The organism is Peribacillus simplex (genome assembly GCF_030123325.1).
In the GTDB taxonomy this organism is placed as follows: domain Bacteria; phylum Bacillota; class Bacilli; order Bacillales; family DSM-1321; genus Peribacillus; species Peribacillus simplex_D.
On record NZ_CP126106.1, the window covers coordinates 12,501 to 28,679 of the forward strand.

At 43.2% G+C, this 16,179-nt stretch carries 13 protein-coding genes, 3 tRNA genes, 2 rRNA genes, 1 other RNA gene and 1 other annotated feature (1 of these 20 cut by a window edge); of the genes, 15 read left to right on the top strand and 4 right to left on the bottom strand.

All coding sequences use genetic code 11. From position 1 onward, the window contains the following. The 4 genes from QNH43_RS00055 to rrf all read left to right on the top strand — a co-directional run. A tRNA-Ile gene (locus QNH43_RS00055) sits at window positions 1–38 on the top strand (it extends 39 nt beyond the left edge of the window). 16 nt (window positions 39–54) lie between these two features. Further along, window positions 55–130: transfer RNA gene (locus QNH43_RS00060), tRNA-Ala, on the top strand. A gap of 104 nt (window positions 131–234) precedes the next feature. Next, window positions 235–3,166, top strand: a 23S ribosomal RNA gene (locus tag QNH43_RS00065). A 64-nt stretch (window positions 3,167–3,230) separates the two neighbouring features. Continuing rightward, window positions 3,231–3,346, top strand: a 5S ribosomal RNA gene (gene rrf, locus QNH43_RS00070). Between the two features lie 80 nt (window positions 3,347–3,426). On the opposite strand, the gene QNH43_RS00075 is transcribed toward rrf, so the two are convergent. Continuing rightward, on the bottom strand, window positions 3,427–4,392 hold the full coding sequence (locus QNH43_RS00075; RefSeq protein WP_283916452.1) for a YaaC family protein: 966 nt from the start codon (window positions 4,390–4,392) through the stop codon (window positions 3,427–3,429). Between the two features lie 111 nt (window positions 4,393–4,503). Here QNH43_RS00075 and guaB point away from each other — a divergent pair, with 111 nt between their 5' ends. The 4 genes from guaB to QNH43_RS00095 all read left to right on the top strand — a co-directional run bounded on the left by guaB (window position 4,504) and on the right by QNH43_RS00095 (window position 9,319). Next, window positions 4,504–5,967: an IMP dehydrogenase gene (gene guaB, locus QNH43_RS00080; RefSeq protein WP_063236531.1), complete on the top strand. Its 1,464-nt coding sequence runs from the start codon at window positions 4,504–4,506 to the stop codon at window positions 5,965–5,967. Between the two features lie 173 nt (window positions 5,968–6,140). After that, window positions 6,141–7,460: a D-alanyl-D-alanine carboxypeptidase family protein gene (locus tag QNH43_RS00085; RefSeq protein ID WP_260321045.1), complete on the top strand. Its 1,320-nt coding sequence runs from the start codon at window positions 6,141–6,143 to the stop codon at window positions 7,458–7,460. A gap of 69 nt (window positions 7,461–7,529) precedes the next feature. Next, window positions 7,530–7,754: a binding site (T-box leader), on the top strand. 63 nt (window positions 7,755–7,817) lie between these two features. Beyond that, on the top strand, window positions 7,818–9,095 hold the full coding sequence (gene serS, locus QNH43_RS00090; protein ID WP_283916453.1) for a serine--tRNA ligase: 1,278 nt from the start codon (window positions 7,818–7,820) through the stop codon (window positions 9,093–9,095). A gap of 131 nt (window positions 9,096–9,226) precedes the next feature. After that, window positions 9,227–9,319, top strand: a tRNA-Ser gene (locus tag QNH43_RS00095). 121 nt (window positions 9,320–9,440) lie between these two features. On the opposite strand, the gene QNH43_RS00100 is transcribed toward QNH43_RS00095, so the two are convergent. From QNH43_RS00100 to QNH43_RS00110, 3 genes are all read right to left on the bottom strand, one after another. Then, a complete protein-coding gene (locus QNH43_RS00100) occupies window positions 9,441–10,112 on the bottom strand; it encodes a deoxynucleoside kinase (RefSeq protein WP_283916454.1) in 672 nt (223 codons plus the stop codon). Beyond that, window positions 10,090–10,749, bottom strand: a complete 660-nt coding sequence (locus tag QNH43_RS00105; RefSeq protein WP_283916455.1) for a deoxynucleoside kinase — start codon at window positions 10,747–10,749, stop codon at window positions 10,090–10,092. The genes QNH43_RS00100 and QNH43_RS00105 overlap by 23 nt, the downstream gene beginning before the upstream one ends. A gap of 181 nt (window positions 10,750–10,930) precedes the next feature. Continuing rightward, the gene (locus QNH43_RS00110) at window positions 10,931–11,476 is read right to left on the bottom strand and encodes a cysteine hydrolase family protein (RefSeq protein WP_283916456.1); all 546 of its coding nucleotides are present in this window, start codon (window positions 11,474–11,476) and stop codon (window positions 10,931–10,933) included. 140 nt (window positions 11,477–11,616) lie between these two features. Here QNH43_RS00110 and tadA point away from each other — a divergent pair, with 140 nt between their 5' ends. The 7 genes from tadA (at window position 11,617) to QNH43_RS00145 (ending at window position 16,012) form a co-directional block, all read left to right on the top strand. Next, window positions 11,617–12,123, top strand: a complete 507-nt coding sequence (gene tadA / locus QNH43_RS00115) for a tRNA adenosine(34) deaminase TadA (protein WP_076373253.1) — start codon at window positions 11,617–11,619, stop codon at window positions 12,121–12,123. Between the two features lie 144 nt (window positions 12,124–12,267). Next, window positions 12,268–12,532, top strand: an RNA gene (gene ffs / locus QNH43_RS00120) — signal recognition particle sRNA large type. Window positions 12,533–12,715: 183 nt separating this feature from the next. After that, complete coding sequence (dnaX, locus tag QNH43_RS00125; RefSeq protein ID WP_076373251.1) at window positions 12,716–14,404, top strand: DNA polymerase III subunit gamma/tau; 1,689 nt, start codon at window positions 12,716–12,718, stop codon at window positions 14,402–14,404. Between the two features lie 21 nt (window positions 14,405–14,425). Beyond that, entirely contained in the window at window positions 14,426–14,743 is a 318-nt protein-coding gene (locus QNH43_RS00130; RefSeq protein ID WP_076373267.1) for a YbaB/EbfC family nucleoid-associated protein, read from the top strand. A gap of 60 nt (window positions 14,744–14,803) precedes the next feature. After that, on the top strand, window positions 14,804–15,400 hold the full coding sequence (gene recR, locus QNH43_RS00135; protein WP_076373249.1) for a recombination mediator RecR: 597 nt from the start codon (window positions 14,804–14,806) through the stop codon (window positions 15,398–15,400). Window positions 15,401–15,420: 20 nt separating this feature from the next. Then, entirely contained in the window at window positions 15,421–15,639 is a 219-nt protein-coding gene (locus tag QNH43_RS00140) for a YaaL family protein (protein ID WP_063236519.1), read from the top strand. A 103-nt stretch (window positions 15,640–15,742) separates the two neighbouring features. Beyond that, window positions 15,743–16,012, top strand: a complete 270-nt coding sequence (locus tag QNH43_RS00145; protein WP_377402698.1) for a pro-sigmaK processing inhibitor BofA family protein — start codon at window positions 15,743–15,745, stop codon at window positions 16,010–16,012. The last annotated feature ends 167 nt before the right edge of the window (window positions 16,013–16,179 follow it).

Below are 16,179 nucleotides of genomic sequence, written 5' to 3' on the forward strand. Positions count from 1 at the left end.
GCGTGAGGTCGATGGTTCGAGTCCATTTAGGCCCACCATTCCATTTCCCAAAACGGGGCCTTAGCTCAGCTGGGAGAGCGCCTGCCTTGCACGCAGGAGGTCAGCGGTTCGATCCCGCTAGGCTCCACCAATGAAACAATCACGTTGTGATTGGGACAGCTTGTTCCTTGAAAACTAGATAATAGATAGAAGGCAATTAATTTTTTTCAAAGCATCTGTAAGATCTTTTTTAACGGTTAAGTTAGAAAGGGCGCACGGTGGATGCCTTGGCACTAGGAGCCGATGAAGGACGGGACTAACACCGATATGCTTCGGGGAGCTGTAAGTAAGCTTTGATCCGGAGATTTCCGAATGGGGAAACCCACTGTTCGTAATGGAACAGTATCTTTACCTGAATACATAGGGTACTGAAGGCAGACCCGGGGAACTGAAACATCTAAGTACCCGGAGGAAGAGAAAGCAAACGCGATTTCCTGAGTAGCGGCGAGCGAAACGGAATTAGCCCAAACCAAGAGGCTTGCCTCTTGGGGTTGTAGGACACTCAACATGGAGTTACAAAGGAACGGGGTAAACGAAGTGATCTGGAAAGGTCCGTCGAAGAAGGTAAAAACCCTGTAGTTGAAACTTCGTTCCCTCCTGAGTGGATCCTGAGTACGGCGGGACACGAGAAATCCCGTCGGAAGCAGGGAGGACCATCTCCCAAGGCTAAATACTCCCTAGTGACCGATAGTGAACCAGTACCGTGAGGGAAAGGTGAAAAGCACCCCGGAAGGGGAGTGAAATAGATCCTGAAACCGTGTGCCTACAAGTAGTCAAAGCCCGTTAATGGGTAATGGCGTGCCTTTTGTAGAATGAACCGGCGAGTTACGATTTCATGCGAGGTTAAGTTGATGAGACGGAGCCGCAGCGAAAGCGAGTCTGAATAGGGCGAATGAGTATGAGGTCGTAGACCCGAAACCAGGTGATCTACCCATGTCCAGGGTGAAGTTCAGGTAACACTGAATGGAGGCCCGAACCCACGCACGTTGAAAAGTGCGGGGATGAGGTGTGGGTAGCGGAGAAATTCCAATCGAACCTGGAGATAGCTGGTTCTCTCCGAAATAGCTTTAGGGCTAGCCTCAAGATGAGAGTATTGGAGGTAGAGCACTGATTGGACTAGGGGCCCCCAACGGGTTACCGAATTCAGTCAAACTCCGAATGCCAAATACTTATTCTTGGGAGTCAGACTGCGAGTGATAAGATCCGTAGTCGAAAGGGAAACAGCCCAGACCACCAGCTAAGGTCCCAAAGTATACGTTAAGTGGAAAAGGATGTGGAGTTGCTTAGACAACCAGGATGTTGGCTTAGAAGCAGCCACCATTTAAAGAGTGCGTAATAGCTCACTGGTCGAGTGACTCCGCGCCGAAAATGTACCGGGGCTAAACGTATCACCGAAGCTGTGGATTGACACCATTGGTGTCGATGGTAGGAGAGCGTTCTAAGGGCGTTGAAGTCAGACCGGAAGGACTGGTGGAGCGCTTAGAAGTGAGAATGCCGGTATGAGTAGCGAAAGAAGGGTGAGAATCCCTTCCACCGAATGCCTAAGGTTTCCTGAGGAAGGCTCGTCCGCTCAGGGTTAGTCGGGACCTAAGCCGAGGCCGAAAGGCGTAGGCGATGGACAACAGGTTGATATTCCTGTACCACCTATACATCGTTTGAACGATGGGGGGACGCAGAAGGATAGGGTAAGCGCGCTGTTGGATATGCGCGTCCAAGCAGTTAGGCCGGAAACGAGGCAAATCCCGTTTCCATTAAGGCGGAGCTGTGATGGCGAGGGAAATATAGTACCGAAGTTCCTGATTCCACGCTGCCAAGAAAAGCCTCTAGTGAGATGTAAGGTGCCCGTACCGCAAACCGACACAGGTAGGCGAGGAGAGAATCCTAAGGTGTGCGAGAGAACTCTCGTTAAGGAACTCGGCAAAATGACCCCGTAACTTCGGGAGAAGGGGTGCTTTTTAGGGTGAATAGCCCAGAAAAGCCGCAGTGAATAGGCCCAGGCGACTGTTTAGCAAAAACACAGGTCTCTGCGAAGCCGCAAGGCGAAGTATAGGGGCTGACACCTGCCCGGTGCTGGAAGGTTAAGGGGAGAGGTTAGCGCAAGCGAAGCTTTGAACCGAAGCCCCAGTAAACGGCGGCCGTAACTATAACGGTCCTAAGGTAGCGAAATTCCTTGTCGGGTAAGTTCCGACCCGCACGAAAGGTGTAACGATCTGGGCACTGTCTCAACGAGAGACTCGGTGAAATTATAGTACCTGTGAAGATGCAGGTTACCCGCGACAGGACGGAAAGACCCCGTGGAGCTTTACTGCAGCCTGATATTGAATTTTGGTACAGCTTGTACAGGATAGGTAGGAGCCTGAGAAGCCGGAGCGCCAGCTTCGGTGGAGGCGTTGGTGGGATACTACCCTGGCTGTATTGAAATTCTAACCCGCGCCCCTCATCGGGGTGGGAGACAGTGTCAGGTGGGCAGTTTGACTGGGGCGGTCGCCTCCTAAAGAGTAACGGAGGCGCCCAAAGGTTCCCTCAGAATGGTTGGAAATCATTCGTAGAGTGTAAAGGCACAAGGGAGCTTGACTGCGAGACCTACAAGTCGAGCAGGGACGAAAGTCGGGCTTAGTGATCCGGTGGTTCCGCATGGAAGGGCCATCGCTCAACGGATAAAAGCTACCCCGGGGATAACAGGCTTATCTCCCCCAAGAGTCCACATCGACGGGGAGGTTTGGCACCTCGATGTCGGCTCATCGCATCCTGGGGCTGTAGTCGGTCCCAAGGGTTGGGCTGTTCGCCCATTAAAGCGGTACGCGAGCTGGGTTCAGAACGTCGTGAGACAGTTCGGTCCCTATCCGTCGCGGGCGCAGGAAATTTGAGAGGAGCTGTCCTTAGTACGAGAGGACCGGGATGGACGCACCGCTGGTGTACCAGTTGTCTTGCCAAAGGCATAGCTGGGTAGCTACGTGCGGACGGGATAAGTGCTGAAAGCATCTAAGCATGAAGCCCCCCTCAAGATGAGATTTCCCATGGCGCAAGCTAGTAAGATCCCTGAAAGATGATCAGGTTGATAGGTCAGAGGTGGAAGCATGGTGACATGTGGAGCTGACTGATACTAATAGATCGAGGACTTAACCAACGCTTTTTAAAAAATGAAATACCTTCTTATTATCTAGTTTTGAAGGAACAACGTTCCTTACATGTTTGGTGGCGATAGCGAAGAGGTCACACCCGTTCCCATTCCGAACACGGCAGTTAAGCTCTTCAGCGCCGATGGTAGTTGGGGGTTTCCCCCTGTGAGAGTAGGACGCCGCCAAGCCATTTAAAAAGATCAGCCATCCGGCTGGTCTTTTTTCGTCGTTCGGGACAAATCAATTGACCAATTGGATGTTGGAAGGATCAAAAATGGAACCTCTCGGACTTAATCCATTCAAATATTAAAAATGGCACCTTAGCTTGGCTTATTTTAAGAAATTGCACAATGCAAGGGTAATCATCATTGGGCATGGTTTTCATCAGTTCTGCCCACCATTCTGTCTCATAACGAGCTATTATGCTAAGGTTATAAGAAATCAAATAATGGATTAAAAGTTCAGGTAATGAAAAAGCTGACGAATCTTTATTTAGTGATAGCATGAACTGCCCCTCTGCCAAATTATACCGTATTGGGGAAGAAGCATTATGAATAGGAATGCCATCAGTTTTTAAATGCAGTGTCCCAGGCACTTCTGAAATACTGTAAGCTTGATTCGTTTTAGCTTTCAAAAATTCTTCCATCCGACTGCTGGACATTTGATAGCTATCCAATATCGCTGAGGGTAATTGAAAGCCATTCGAAGAGGGTAACAGGGCGACGAAATTTTTTTTGGAAATGGACCATGTAAAGTTTTGCATATCCGGGATTTCCTTTATCAGCGTCCCCATGGAAAATTTTTCACCCTCCAGATGCTTGATATGAAATAACTTCTCGGCAATGCAGGTGAAAAGTCCGTTCTTTTGCGTTTTCACTTCGTCCTTTAAAAATTCATATTGTTGTTTTTTCTTTTTTCTCGTAGTTACCCCATGGGCAAGCATCGAAGTTGATTCCGGATAATTGGGATCGATCGTGAGCAGACAAGCCTTTAACAATTGGGCGAATCCATAAAATGTAAGGATTGGTTGTATGGAAAGTGGTGCAATGGCAGCCTGATTATAATAAGTTTTAGCATGTTCGAGATGGTAAATAAATGGATAACAATTATCGTAACTTTTTATTTCCGCTTCTGCTATTTTTTCATGCGTATAACATTTTTGTAAAAAAAGTTGAGAGGAAGATGCGGAAAAAAAAGGTGTATATTTATCGAAATTATCATTGTTTTCAGGCATTGCAGCTATCCTCCGAATTAATAGAATAATCAAACATTTATTTCTCTTCTTGACAGTAGTATGTCCTATTGATAACCTACAAATAATATTTTTAAGCAGGAGGGGAAAATAATGTGGGAAAATAAATTTGCAAAAGAAGGTTTAACCTTTGATGATGTCCTATTAATTCCAGCGAAATCAGAGGTTTTGCCGAAAGATGTTAACCTTCAAGTCAACTTAGCTGAAAACTTAAAGCTCAACCTTCCTATCATCAGCGCAGGAATGGATACCGTGACAGAAGCCGAAATGGCAATTGCCATGGCTCGCCAAGGCGGATTAGGTATCATTCATAAAAATATGTCTATTGAGGCACAAGCTGAACTGGTGGATAAAGTAAAACGTTCAGAAAGCGGTGTTATTACCGATCCATTTTTCTTAACGCCAGATCACCAAGTATTTGATGCAGAGCATTTAATGGGTAAATATCGCATTTCGGGTGTTCCTGTAGTCAACAATATAGAGGATCAAAAACTTGTGGGTATCATTACAAACCGTGATTTGCGATTTATTTCCGATTTTTCCTTGAAGATTTCCAGTGTCATGACTGTAGAGAATCTGGTCACAGCGCCAGTGGGAACTAACTTGGAACAAGCAGAGAAGATCCTTCAAAAGTACAAAATTGAAAAGCTTCCCCTTGTAGACGATAATGGAGTCCTTAAAGGACTTATTACGATCAAGGATATAGAGAAAGTCATTGAGTTCCCGAATTCGGCGAAAGATAAGCAAGGAAGATTACTTGCAGGTGCTGCAGTCGGAGTGACTAAGGATACAATGAAGCGTGTGGAAATGCTAGTTAAGTCCCATGTCGATGCAATTGTACTTGATACTGCTCATGGTCATTCAGAAGGCGTCCTTGAAATGGTGAAGGAAATCCGCGGGACATATCCTGAATTGACGATCATTGCCGGTAATGTGGCAACAGCCGAAGGGACGAAAGCATTGATTGAAGCAGGTGCCGATGTAGTCAAAGTGGGAATAGGACCAGGGTCAATCTGTACGACAAGGGTTGTAGCTGGTGTAGGTGTTCCACAAATCACGGCAGTCTTCGATTGTGCGACAGAAGCAAGAAAACATGGTAAAACGATTATCGCTGATGGCGGAATTAAATACTCTGGTGATATTGTTAAAGCCCTGGCAGCAGGCGGACATGCAGTAATGCTTGGCAGTATGCTTGCAGGTGTAACTGAAAGCCCAGGCGAAACGGAAATTTTCCAAGGTCGCCGTTTTAAAGTGTATCGGGGTATGGGTTCTGTTGCTGCTATGGAAAAGGGATCTAAAGATCGTTACTTCCAAGAAGATAACAAGAAATTCGTACCGGAAGGCATCGAAGGTCGCCTTCCATACAAAGGACCTCTTTCAGATACGATTTTCCAACTGATTGGCGGCATTCGTTCAGGTATGGGATATTGCGGTACAGCCACATTGGAAGAGTTGAGAGAAAACTCCCAATTTGTTAAAATGACCGGTGCCGGGTTAAGGGAGAGCCATCCTCATGATGTCCAAATTACCAAAGAAGCACCGAACTACTCAATGTAATGAATTTAACATATAATTGTCATTAAAATTTATTGTTAAAATAGACAGAGTCTGCGATTACTCTGTCTATTTTTTTTATTTTTTCTGTGATAAACTAGACAAGGTGTCAAGGGAATTACATAAAGTTTCTTCTTTGTTATAGAGATTAGCTTAAAAGTTGGAGGTATTGGAAATTGAAAAAAATCAGCAAGATGACCCTCATTTTCACTTTTGTTTTTGTTCTTGTAATGTCGCAATTTGCCTATCAACCGGGGGAAGCTGTTGCTGAATCTGATAATTTAGGTTTAAAAGCAGAAGCAGCCATCATCATTGATGGTGAAACAGGACAAATCGTATATGAAAAGAATGCCGATAAAGTATTAGGAATTGCATCCATGTCTAAAATGATGACCGAGTACATCATTATGGAGTCAATTGAAAATGGGAAAATCAGTTGGGATCAAAAAGTTAAAATAAATAAATACGTACATGACCTTTCAAAAGCACCCAATTTATCGAATGTTGGGTTAACGGAAGGTGAAGATTATACAGTTAAGGAACTATATCAAGCTATGGCCGTCTATTCCGGAAATGCGGCAACAGTAGCTTTAGCACAGTTGGTTTCCGGAAGTGAAAAGAGCTTCGTTAAGTTAATGAATGAAAAAGCAAAGGAATTAGGCTTGAAACACCATAAATTCGTTAATGCCAGCGGTTTGAATAACTCCGATTTATTAGGACAATATCCTTCCGGCAATGAAGATAGTGAAAATATCATGACAGCAAAAGATACTGCCCTTCTTGCTTATCGTTTAATCAACGATTATCCGGAAGTGTTAAAAATCGCCAGCATTCCTAAATTGAAGTTCCGCGATGGAAAGGAATATCCGAACTTCAACTGGATGTTGCCAGGTCTGATATTTGAATATAAAGGCGTAGATGGACTGAAAACGGGATCTACCGACTTTGCCGGTTATGGACATACAGGGACGGTTATCCGGGACGGTCAGCGCTATATCACGGTGGTTATGAAGTCCACTAATAAAAACGAACGTTTTGCAGATAGCACTAAGCTCATGAACTATGCGTATGCAACCTTTAAAAAGGAAAAAGTCCTTCCAGCCAATTACCAGGTGAAAGGGAAAGAAACACTTTCAGTAGTAAAAGGCAAGGAAAAAAACGTTAAGATCCAATCTGAAAAAGCAATCGAGCTACTTGTTGAAAATGGTGAGAAAGATAACTATAAAACAGATTTAGTGATCGATAAAAACAAATTGAATGATGATGGCAAGCTTACTGCACCAATCAAAAAAGGTGAAAAGCTGGGTTACATCACAGTCACTCCTAAAAAAGGAGAAGATTACGGATACATTAACGGCGATCCGGTTAAGGTTAACGTCGTAGCTGCTGAATCTGTTGAAAAGGCAAACTGGTTCGTATTATCAATGCGAGCGGTTGGCGGATTCTTTGGTGACGTATGGAGCAGTGTAGCTTCTACTGTTAAAGGCTGGTTTTAAGTTTCGCGTATAAAACGGTTGCGAAATGTATAAAATTATAGTACATTATGGAAAACAATCTGATTATATAAGAAAGCAATGACAGGAAATAGTAACAAGTATTTCTTTCTATAGAGAGCCGATGGCTGGTGGAAATCGGTGTGAGAGTTTTGTGAATCCCTCCTGGAGCAGAGTATGGAAAGCCTTTTGGGTCAGTAAATACTTTCGGTTAAAAGCCGTTATCGAGATAAGTGGTAGGCGTTTTTCATAGGCCTTCAACTAGGGTGGCAACGCGGGTTAACTCTCGTCCCTTCTTCAGGGGACGGGAGTTTTTTGCGTTCTTTGATAAATCATCAAATTATTAAGGAGGAACTGAAAATGTTGGATTTGAAATATGTAAGAAATAATTTTGAAGAAGTGAAGCGTGTATTGCAATTTAGAGGGGAAGATTTGACCGATTTAGGTAAATTCGAGGAACTGGATGTAAAGCGTCGGACTTTGATTGCCGATACGGAAAAGTTGAAAAGCCAAAGAAATGAAGTTTCGCAGCAAGTGGCCGTATTGAAACGGGAAAAAAAGGATGCAGATCAGTTGATTGCCCAAATGCGTGAAGTTGGTGACCGTATCAAAGGGTTCGATGATGAACTTCGTGAAGTGGAAGCCCAGTTAGAAACATTACTTCTTTCCATTCCGAATATTCCGCATGATAGTGTGCCTGTTGGTGAGACGGAAGACGATAATGTCGAAATTCGTAAATGGGGAGAGTTACCGGAATTCAAGTTTGAACCGAAACCACACTGGGATGTAGCTGGAGATCTAGGCATCCTGGATTTTGAACGGGCAGCAAAAGTGACCGGAAGCCGATTTGTATTTTATAGGGGGCTTGGTGCTAGATTAGAGCGTGCTTTAATTAGCTTTATGTTGGACCTTCATGTTGAGGAACACGGATATGAAGAAATGCTGCCGCCATATATGGTGAACCGTGCAAGCATGACTGGCACAGGTCAATTGCCAAAATTCGAAGAGGATGCTTTCCGTATCGAAAGTGATGATTACTTCTTAATTCCTACAGCTGAGGTCCCGGTGACAAACTTCCATCGTGATGAAATCATGAGCACGGACGATCTGCCGATAAGCTATGCGGCATACAGCGCTTCATTCCGTTCAGAGGCAGGGTCTGCTGGTCGTGATACCCGCGGGTTAATTCGTCAGCACCAGTTCAATAAAGTTGAACTAGTGAAGTTCGTGAAGCCGGAAGATTCTTATGCAGAGTTGGAGAACCTCACTGGGCATGCCGAAAAGGTCCTTCAATTGCTAGGCCTTCCATACCGGGTGCTGAGCATGTGTACGGGAGATCTTGGATTCACTGCTGCTAAAAAGTATGATATCGAGGTTTGGATTCCGAGTTATGGAACGTACCGAGAAATTTCTTCTTGCAGTAACTTTGAAGCATTCCAGGCTAGACGGGCCAATATCCGCTTCAGACGTGATGCAAAAGGCAAACCGGAACACGTCCATACTCTTAATGGATCAGGTCTGGCAATCGGCCGTACAGTCGCTGCCCTTTTGGAAAATTATCAGCAGGAAGATGGCAGTGTTATCATTCCTGAAGTATTACGTCCATATATGCGCGGTGTGGAAGTCATTAAACCGTAAGTTAAAAGGAATCAGCTTCTGATTAAAGAGGCTGATTCTCCTTTTTATCAAAGTTTGAAATTATTTTAAAAAAACTTTATAGAGGGCTTGACTTTAATTTTAATTCCATGTAATATAATAAATGTTGATACGGAGGTATACCCAAGTCCGGCTGAAGGGATCGGTCTTGAAAACCGACAGGGGAGTCAAATCCCGCGGGGGTTCGAATCCCTCTACCTCCTCCATAACTTATTAATAACCACAGCGCATAAATTGGATATCGATAAAATCCGTTACAGATATGTAACGGATTTTTTGTTTTCTAATATATTAAAAAACCACCGGATAACCGGTGGTTTTTTTGTTTTACACATTTCGCAATAACTTGGTTTGCTCCATATATTCGGCAATCCTTTTTATAAGAGGTTCGATGCTTGCTTCATCCTGCATAAGGTCGTATTCGTTTATATTTAACCGAAGGACAGGGCAGGCGTTGAATTGATCGATCCATTCTTCGTAACGGCCGTGCATTTCCTGCCAATATTCAATTGGGGTATGCTGTTCCATTGGACGGCCACGCTCTTGGATCCGGTAGAGGATATCATCCAGTGAGCCTTCGAGATAGATAAGTAAATCAGGGTGCGGGAAGTATGGCGTCATTACCATGGCGTTGAAAAGGCTTGTATAAGTTTCGTAGTCCACATCATTCATCGTGCCTTTTTCATAATGCATTTTTGCAAATATCCCGGTGTCTTCATAAATGGAACGGTCTTGGATAAAACCGCCGCCATATTCGAAGATTTTTTTTTGCTCTTTAAAACGTTCAGCGAGGAAATAGATTTGCAGGTGGAAACTCCAACGATTAAAATCATCGTAAAACTTATCCAGATAGGGGTTCGTATCAACCTTTTCAAAGGATGTCCTGAATTGAAGGGCATTGGCTAAAGCATTGGTCATGGTCGATTTTCCTACGCCAACCGTCCCTGCTATCGTAATGACAGCGTTGTTTGGAATATTATATTTCTTTCGTAAGTTCATTTGACTTTACTCCTTTGTGCAGGGCATTCTCTATTTTGCTGATTATCGTTTTCAAATCATCCTTGTTCCCGACAAAATCCAGCTCATCTCCGTTGAATGTAAGAACAGGTATGTCGGGGTGCTGTTTCTCAAATGCTTCCATGAATGTTCGATAATCCGCGGATAACTGCTCTAAATAAATGGAGGATATATTTTTTTCGAATTCACGACCTCTTTTACCGATTCGGGAGATAAGAGTATCAAGACTTGCATTTAAATAAATCACCATATTAGGTTTAGGCATATCCCGTGTTAAAATATTGAATATTTCAAGGTATTTATTGTATTGTCCGTTCTTTAACGTTCGTTCAGCAAATATCAAGTTCTTGAATATATGGTAATCAGCCACCACGGCTTGTTTATTAGTAAGATACTTTTTTTCGATATCTTCCAATTGTTTATACCGGTTACACAGAAAAAACATTTCTGTTTGAAAGCTCCACTCATCAATATCTTTATAGAATTTCCCGAGAAATGGATTCTCATCTACAATTTCCTTCAATAATGAAATTTGAAAATGATCTGCGATAACTTTTGCAAGTGATGTTTTTCCCACGCCGATTGGACCTTCGACGGTGATAAATGGGGTGGATTTCATCCAATCTGTCCTCCTTCATGAGGTATCAAGCTGAAATTCCCGGTTATTAGGTTTTTCGCCAAGAGATATTGTATCACAGACTTGGGACTTTAGTGACATTTTTGTCAGGTTGATAAAGAAAGAGAATGAAAGAGTGTTCATTGGGGGTGGTATGTAGGTTAGTGCCTTTTCGATTGAATGCTTAAAAGTCTTCACCTTCTTTAATGGATGCCTTGAGAACATGGTTCATCATCTTTAATGCGTAATGATTATCTTCCTTTGATGCAGAAGCGATGCAATCCTTCGGAATCCATAATTTATATTCCCGCATATAGGCATCATTGGCTGTGAATAGCACGCAGATGTTGCCAGCTATGCCAGTAATGATCAGGGTTTCCACGTTTAATCGTTTAAGTAGTGTATTGAGTGCCGTCCCATAAAATGCGGAATGTTTCGGCTTGATGAGAAAAAATTCGTCCGGTTGAGGTTTTATCCTTTCGATTAATGAGGCATTTCCTTCATTTTTACATCTACTAATAATTTTATCGAAGTCAGCTTGCCATAAATCATAATGGTCGTTTATATAAATGATTGGAAAACCTTTTACTTTCATTTGCTTTTTTATTTTCAAAATCGGGTCGACGATAAGTTTCGTATGTTCAAGGAGCATATTTCCGTATTTGAAATCAAAATCATTGATCATATCAATGATAAGCAAAGCAAAAGAAGGTGAGTCAGGTCGATTCATGGTATATCCTCCTGTATTGTGAGAATTTACTTGCAGCACGTATGCCTCATGCGTTACTATTCTTTAGAATAAGTAGTATGACCTTTATTTTTGTCTTATATTTGTCTGTTTACTCCTACTTAATATGAGGGGGTTTTTTTATGAAGGATGATGTTTATTACATGAATTTAGCCTTAAAGGAAGCAAAAAAGGCGCAGATGTTGAATGAAGTGCCGATTGGCGCTTTAATCGTAATAGATGATCAAGTTATTTCGACAGGGCATAACCTGAGGGAAACTGAACAGAATGCGACGGCACATGCGGAGCTACTTGCGATCAATGAGGCTTGCAAGGAACTTGGCAGTTGGCGCCTTGAAAATGCGACATTATATGTAACGCTGGAACCTTGTCCCATGTGTGCAGGGGCCATCTTGCAATCAAGGGTAAAAAGGGTTGTTTTTGGAGCGCATGATCCTAAGGCTGGGTGTGCAGGGACATTCATGGATTTACTTCGTGATGAACGCTTTAACCATCAATGTGATGTAACAAGCGGTGTATTAGGGGAAGAGTGCGGCTGGATATTGACTTCTTTTTTTAAAGAGCTTAGGGATAGAAAGAAAACTTTGAAAAGAGAGCAAGCACTCAAGATTGCCGAAGAAAATGAATAGGGGAAAACGAATGTTGAAAAAAGGTTTGCTTCGTTTGATAAATTTGGAATCAAACTGTTCATGAACAACACTTGCGTTTTTTTTGTTACCTTAGTATAATGAATTATGCGTCGACGTGACGCTATGAATTTGGTATTACTTTTGCCGTGCTAGACGGGGAGGTAGCGGTGCCCTGTACTCGCAATCCGCTCTAGCGAGGTTGAATCCCTTCTCGAGGTTAGCATTCTGTAGGGCCTGCCTTAAGTAAGTGGTGTTGACGCCCGGGTCCTGCGCAATGGGACTCTATGAACCATGTCAGGTCCGGAAGGAAGCAGCATTAAGTGGAAGTTCTCATGTGCCGCAGGGTTGCCTGGGTCGAGCTAACTGCTTAAGTAACGCTTATGGTTGCTAATCGACAGAAGGTGCACGGCAGTTATTTTACATAAACAAAAAACTCATTCGTATCGGGTGGGTTTTTTTTTATGCCAAGAAGGTGAAGTGCTTGGCATTTTTGAAAAAAATGAGGCAATGATGAAATTTCTTTTTAGACTTTGAAATAAAGGAAATCAGTAATGTATAATAAACAAGATGGAGAAAAGAAGGAGGGATTTCCGTGGGGTATCAAGCATTATACCGGGTATGGCGGCCACAACAATTCATTGATGTAGTCGGGCAGGAACATGTAACGAAAACGTTGCAGAATGCCTTGGTCGGGCAGAAGGTTTCGCATGCCTATTTATTTTCCGGTCCACGTGGAACAGGGAAAACAAGTGCTGCCAAAATTCTAGCAAAAGCAGTGAATTGTGAGCATGCCCCGACAAGTGAGCCCTGTAACGAATGTGCTACCTGCCGCGGAATCACCGATGGCTCCATATCAGATGTTATAGAAATTGATGCAGCATCCAATAATGGTGTCGAGGAAATCCGTGACATTCGTGACAAGGTCAAATATGCACCTAACGCGGTTACATATAAAGTTTACATCATTGATGAGGTACATATGCTTTCACAAGGGGCTTTCAATGCGCTTTTAAAGACATTGGAAGAGCCTCCGAAGCACGTGATTTTTATATTGGCGACGACTGAACCTCATAAGATTCCACTAACAATCATTTCCCGTTGCCAAAGGTTTGATTTTAAAAGGATCCAGCCTCAAGATATAGTTGGCAGGATGTCACAAATCATTGCAGAAACAGGTGTTTCCTGTGATGAACAGGCCCTGCATATCATTGCGAGGGCAGCCGAAGGCGGGATGCGAGATGCACTAAGCCTTCTTGATCAAGCGATATCCTTCAGTTCGGAGACGGTTTCTGTGGAAGATGCATTGACTGTCACCGGTTCTGTGTCACAGGCATTTTTAAGCCGGCTGGCAAAAGCTATATATGATAAAGAAGTAGCGGTGGCGCTTGAAGTCCTTGAACAATTGCTGGCCATGGGGAAAGATCCGGCTAGGTTCATAGAAGACATGATTTATTATTTCCGTGACATGCTTTTGTATCAAACGGCACCGGCACTGGCGGAATCCTTCGAGCGTGTTTTGATTGATCCCCAATTTAAGGAATTGGCAGAAGTAATCTCTTCTGAATCGATTTACTCCATCATTGAAAGCTTCAATCAAACACAGCAGGATATGAAATGGACAAATCATCCAAGGATTTTCCTTGAAGTGGCTCTTGTGAAGTTATGTAATGAGCAAAGGCCAAATCAAAGTGATAACGGGCAGCTCCAACAGTTGCAGCAGAAAATAGAAGATTTAGAGAAGAAATTACTCGAAATGCAGAAAAACGGCATTCCGGCGGCCATGACGGAAAAACCTGCAGAGCAGGCTAAGGCGCAAAGGGCCGTTAAAAAGGCGTATAAAGCTCCTGCTGGAAAGATCAATCAAGTATTGAAACAAGCTACGAAGCCAAATCTTAATGCTGTGAAAAGTAAGTGGGGGGAAGTGCTTGAACAGTTAGGTCAGCAAAACCAAAAGTCATTGGCAGCTTTATTGACGGAGGCAGAACCTGTTGCTGCGTCTACTGAAGCTTTTGTGGTAAAATTCAAATATGATATTCATTGTCAAATGGCAATGGAAAATAACCGTTTCGTGGAAGTAATAGCCTCGATCATGCAGCAATTGACCGGACGCCGAATGGAGATAGCTGGAGTTCCGGAGAGCCAGTGGCAAAGGTTGCGGGAGGATTTCATATCGACACAGCAGTTCGACGGTCCAGAAGAAACGGAATCAAAAGAAGAAGACCCCTTTATAGCAGAGGCTAGAAAATTAGTCGGCGATGATTTACTTGAAATTAAAGAATAATTGGAGGTAAGAAGAATGGGTATGCGCGGCGGTAATATGCAGAACATGATGAAACAAATGCAAAAGATGCAAAAGAAGATGGCAGAGGCACAAGAAGAATTAGGTGAAAAAAAGGTCGAAGGAACTGCTGGCGGCGGAATGGTGACGGTCATCGTGACTGGACATAAAGAAATAGTCGATGTAGTCATCAAACCGGAAGTTGTCGATCCGGATGATATCGATATGCTTCAGGATTTAGTGCTGGCTGCGACTAATGATGCTTTGAAAAAGGCGGAAGAACTGACAAACCAAACGATGGGACAATTCACTAAGGGAATGAACCTTCCGGGTATGTTTTAAGCAAGTTCAAAAGAAACTTCCTTTTAGGGGGTTTCTTTTGAAATTTTTAGGAGGAATTCGATGCATTATCCAGAACCAATTTCCAAGCTCATTGACAGTTTTATGAAATTGCCGGGGATTGGTCCTAAAACGGCTGCTCGATTAGCCTTTCATGTACTAGGCATGAAGGAAGATACTGTTTTGGATTTTGCAAAAGCACTTGTAAATGCTAAGCGGAATCTTATGTATTGCTCAGTCTGTGGTCATATTACAGATCAAGATCCCTGTTATATCTGCGAGGATCAAAAGAGGGACAGAAGTTTGATTTGTGTGGTTCAGGACCCGAAAGATGTAATAGCTATGGAAAAGATGAGAGAGTTCAATGGTTTATACCATGTCCTGCATGGCAGTATTTCCCCGATGGACGGAATCGGTCCGGAAGATATAAATATTCCTGATTTATTAAAGCGCCTGCAAGATGAAACAGTGCTGGAGGTAATTTTGGCTACTAATCCTAACATTGAAGGTGAAGCGACAGCCATGTATATTTCGCGGCTGCTTAGACCATCAGGCATCAAAGTGACCCGAATTGCCCACGGACTTCCTGTTGGCGGAGATTTGGAGTATGCGGATGAAGTGACGCTATCAAAAGCAATAGAAGGAAGAAGAGAAATATAAGATAGCTGGGAGGACTTCACTTGTTCTTTCGTAAAAAAAAGAAACTTCGGAATGAATTCAATGATTCATTGATTGAAGAGCTTGAACATTTGAAATGGAATTGGCATAATCAAAAATCATTACTTGAAAAAAGCGTTGATCCATCTGAGGAAGTAATCGCCCAAACGAGACTGGCGGAAGTGAAATATTTTTACTTATTCAGGGAAGTTAAAAGAAGGAATGTCCGCTTAAAAAGATGATAGGGAAATGGCTGTGAAGGATTGCTGATCCTCATGGCCATTTTTTTCGGTTCTTAATCCATCGATTTCTTCATATAAGTGTAGTACAAGCTTGCGGGGAGGAATGAGTTTGGAACCAGTTGTCTTTGTTGCCGTAATTGGCGGCCTGATTTTAATGCTCCTCATTATCGGGGCGCCATTAAGACCTGTCCGGTTTATAGGGCAGGGGATTATAAAGGTCATTATCGGTGCAGCATTTTTGTTCTTTTTGAATACACTTGGGAATCAAGCGGGCATTCATGTACCCATCAACCCCGTTACCTCGGCAGTCGCCGGCCTGCTTGGAATACCGGGGGTTGCCGCTTTGGCGGCCATTGGTTATTGGATCATTTAAAGGATATTGCGTCGAAGTCATTCTTATGAAAACCCCATGGATATCTCCTTGGGGTTTTTATCATGTTATAGTTTTTTTAAAAAAAACTAATTAAACGATTGACGATAACCCTTCAACCTGATAATATATTAGGAGTCGCCAATAACGACATCGTCAGTTGCTCAATC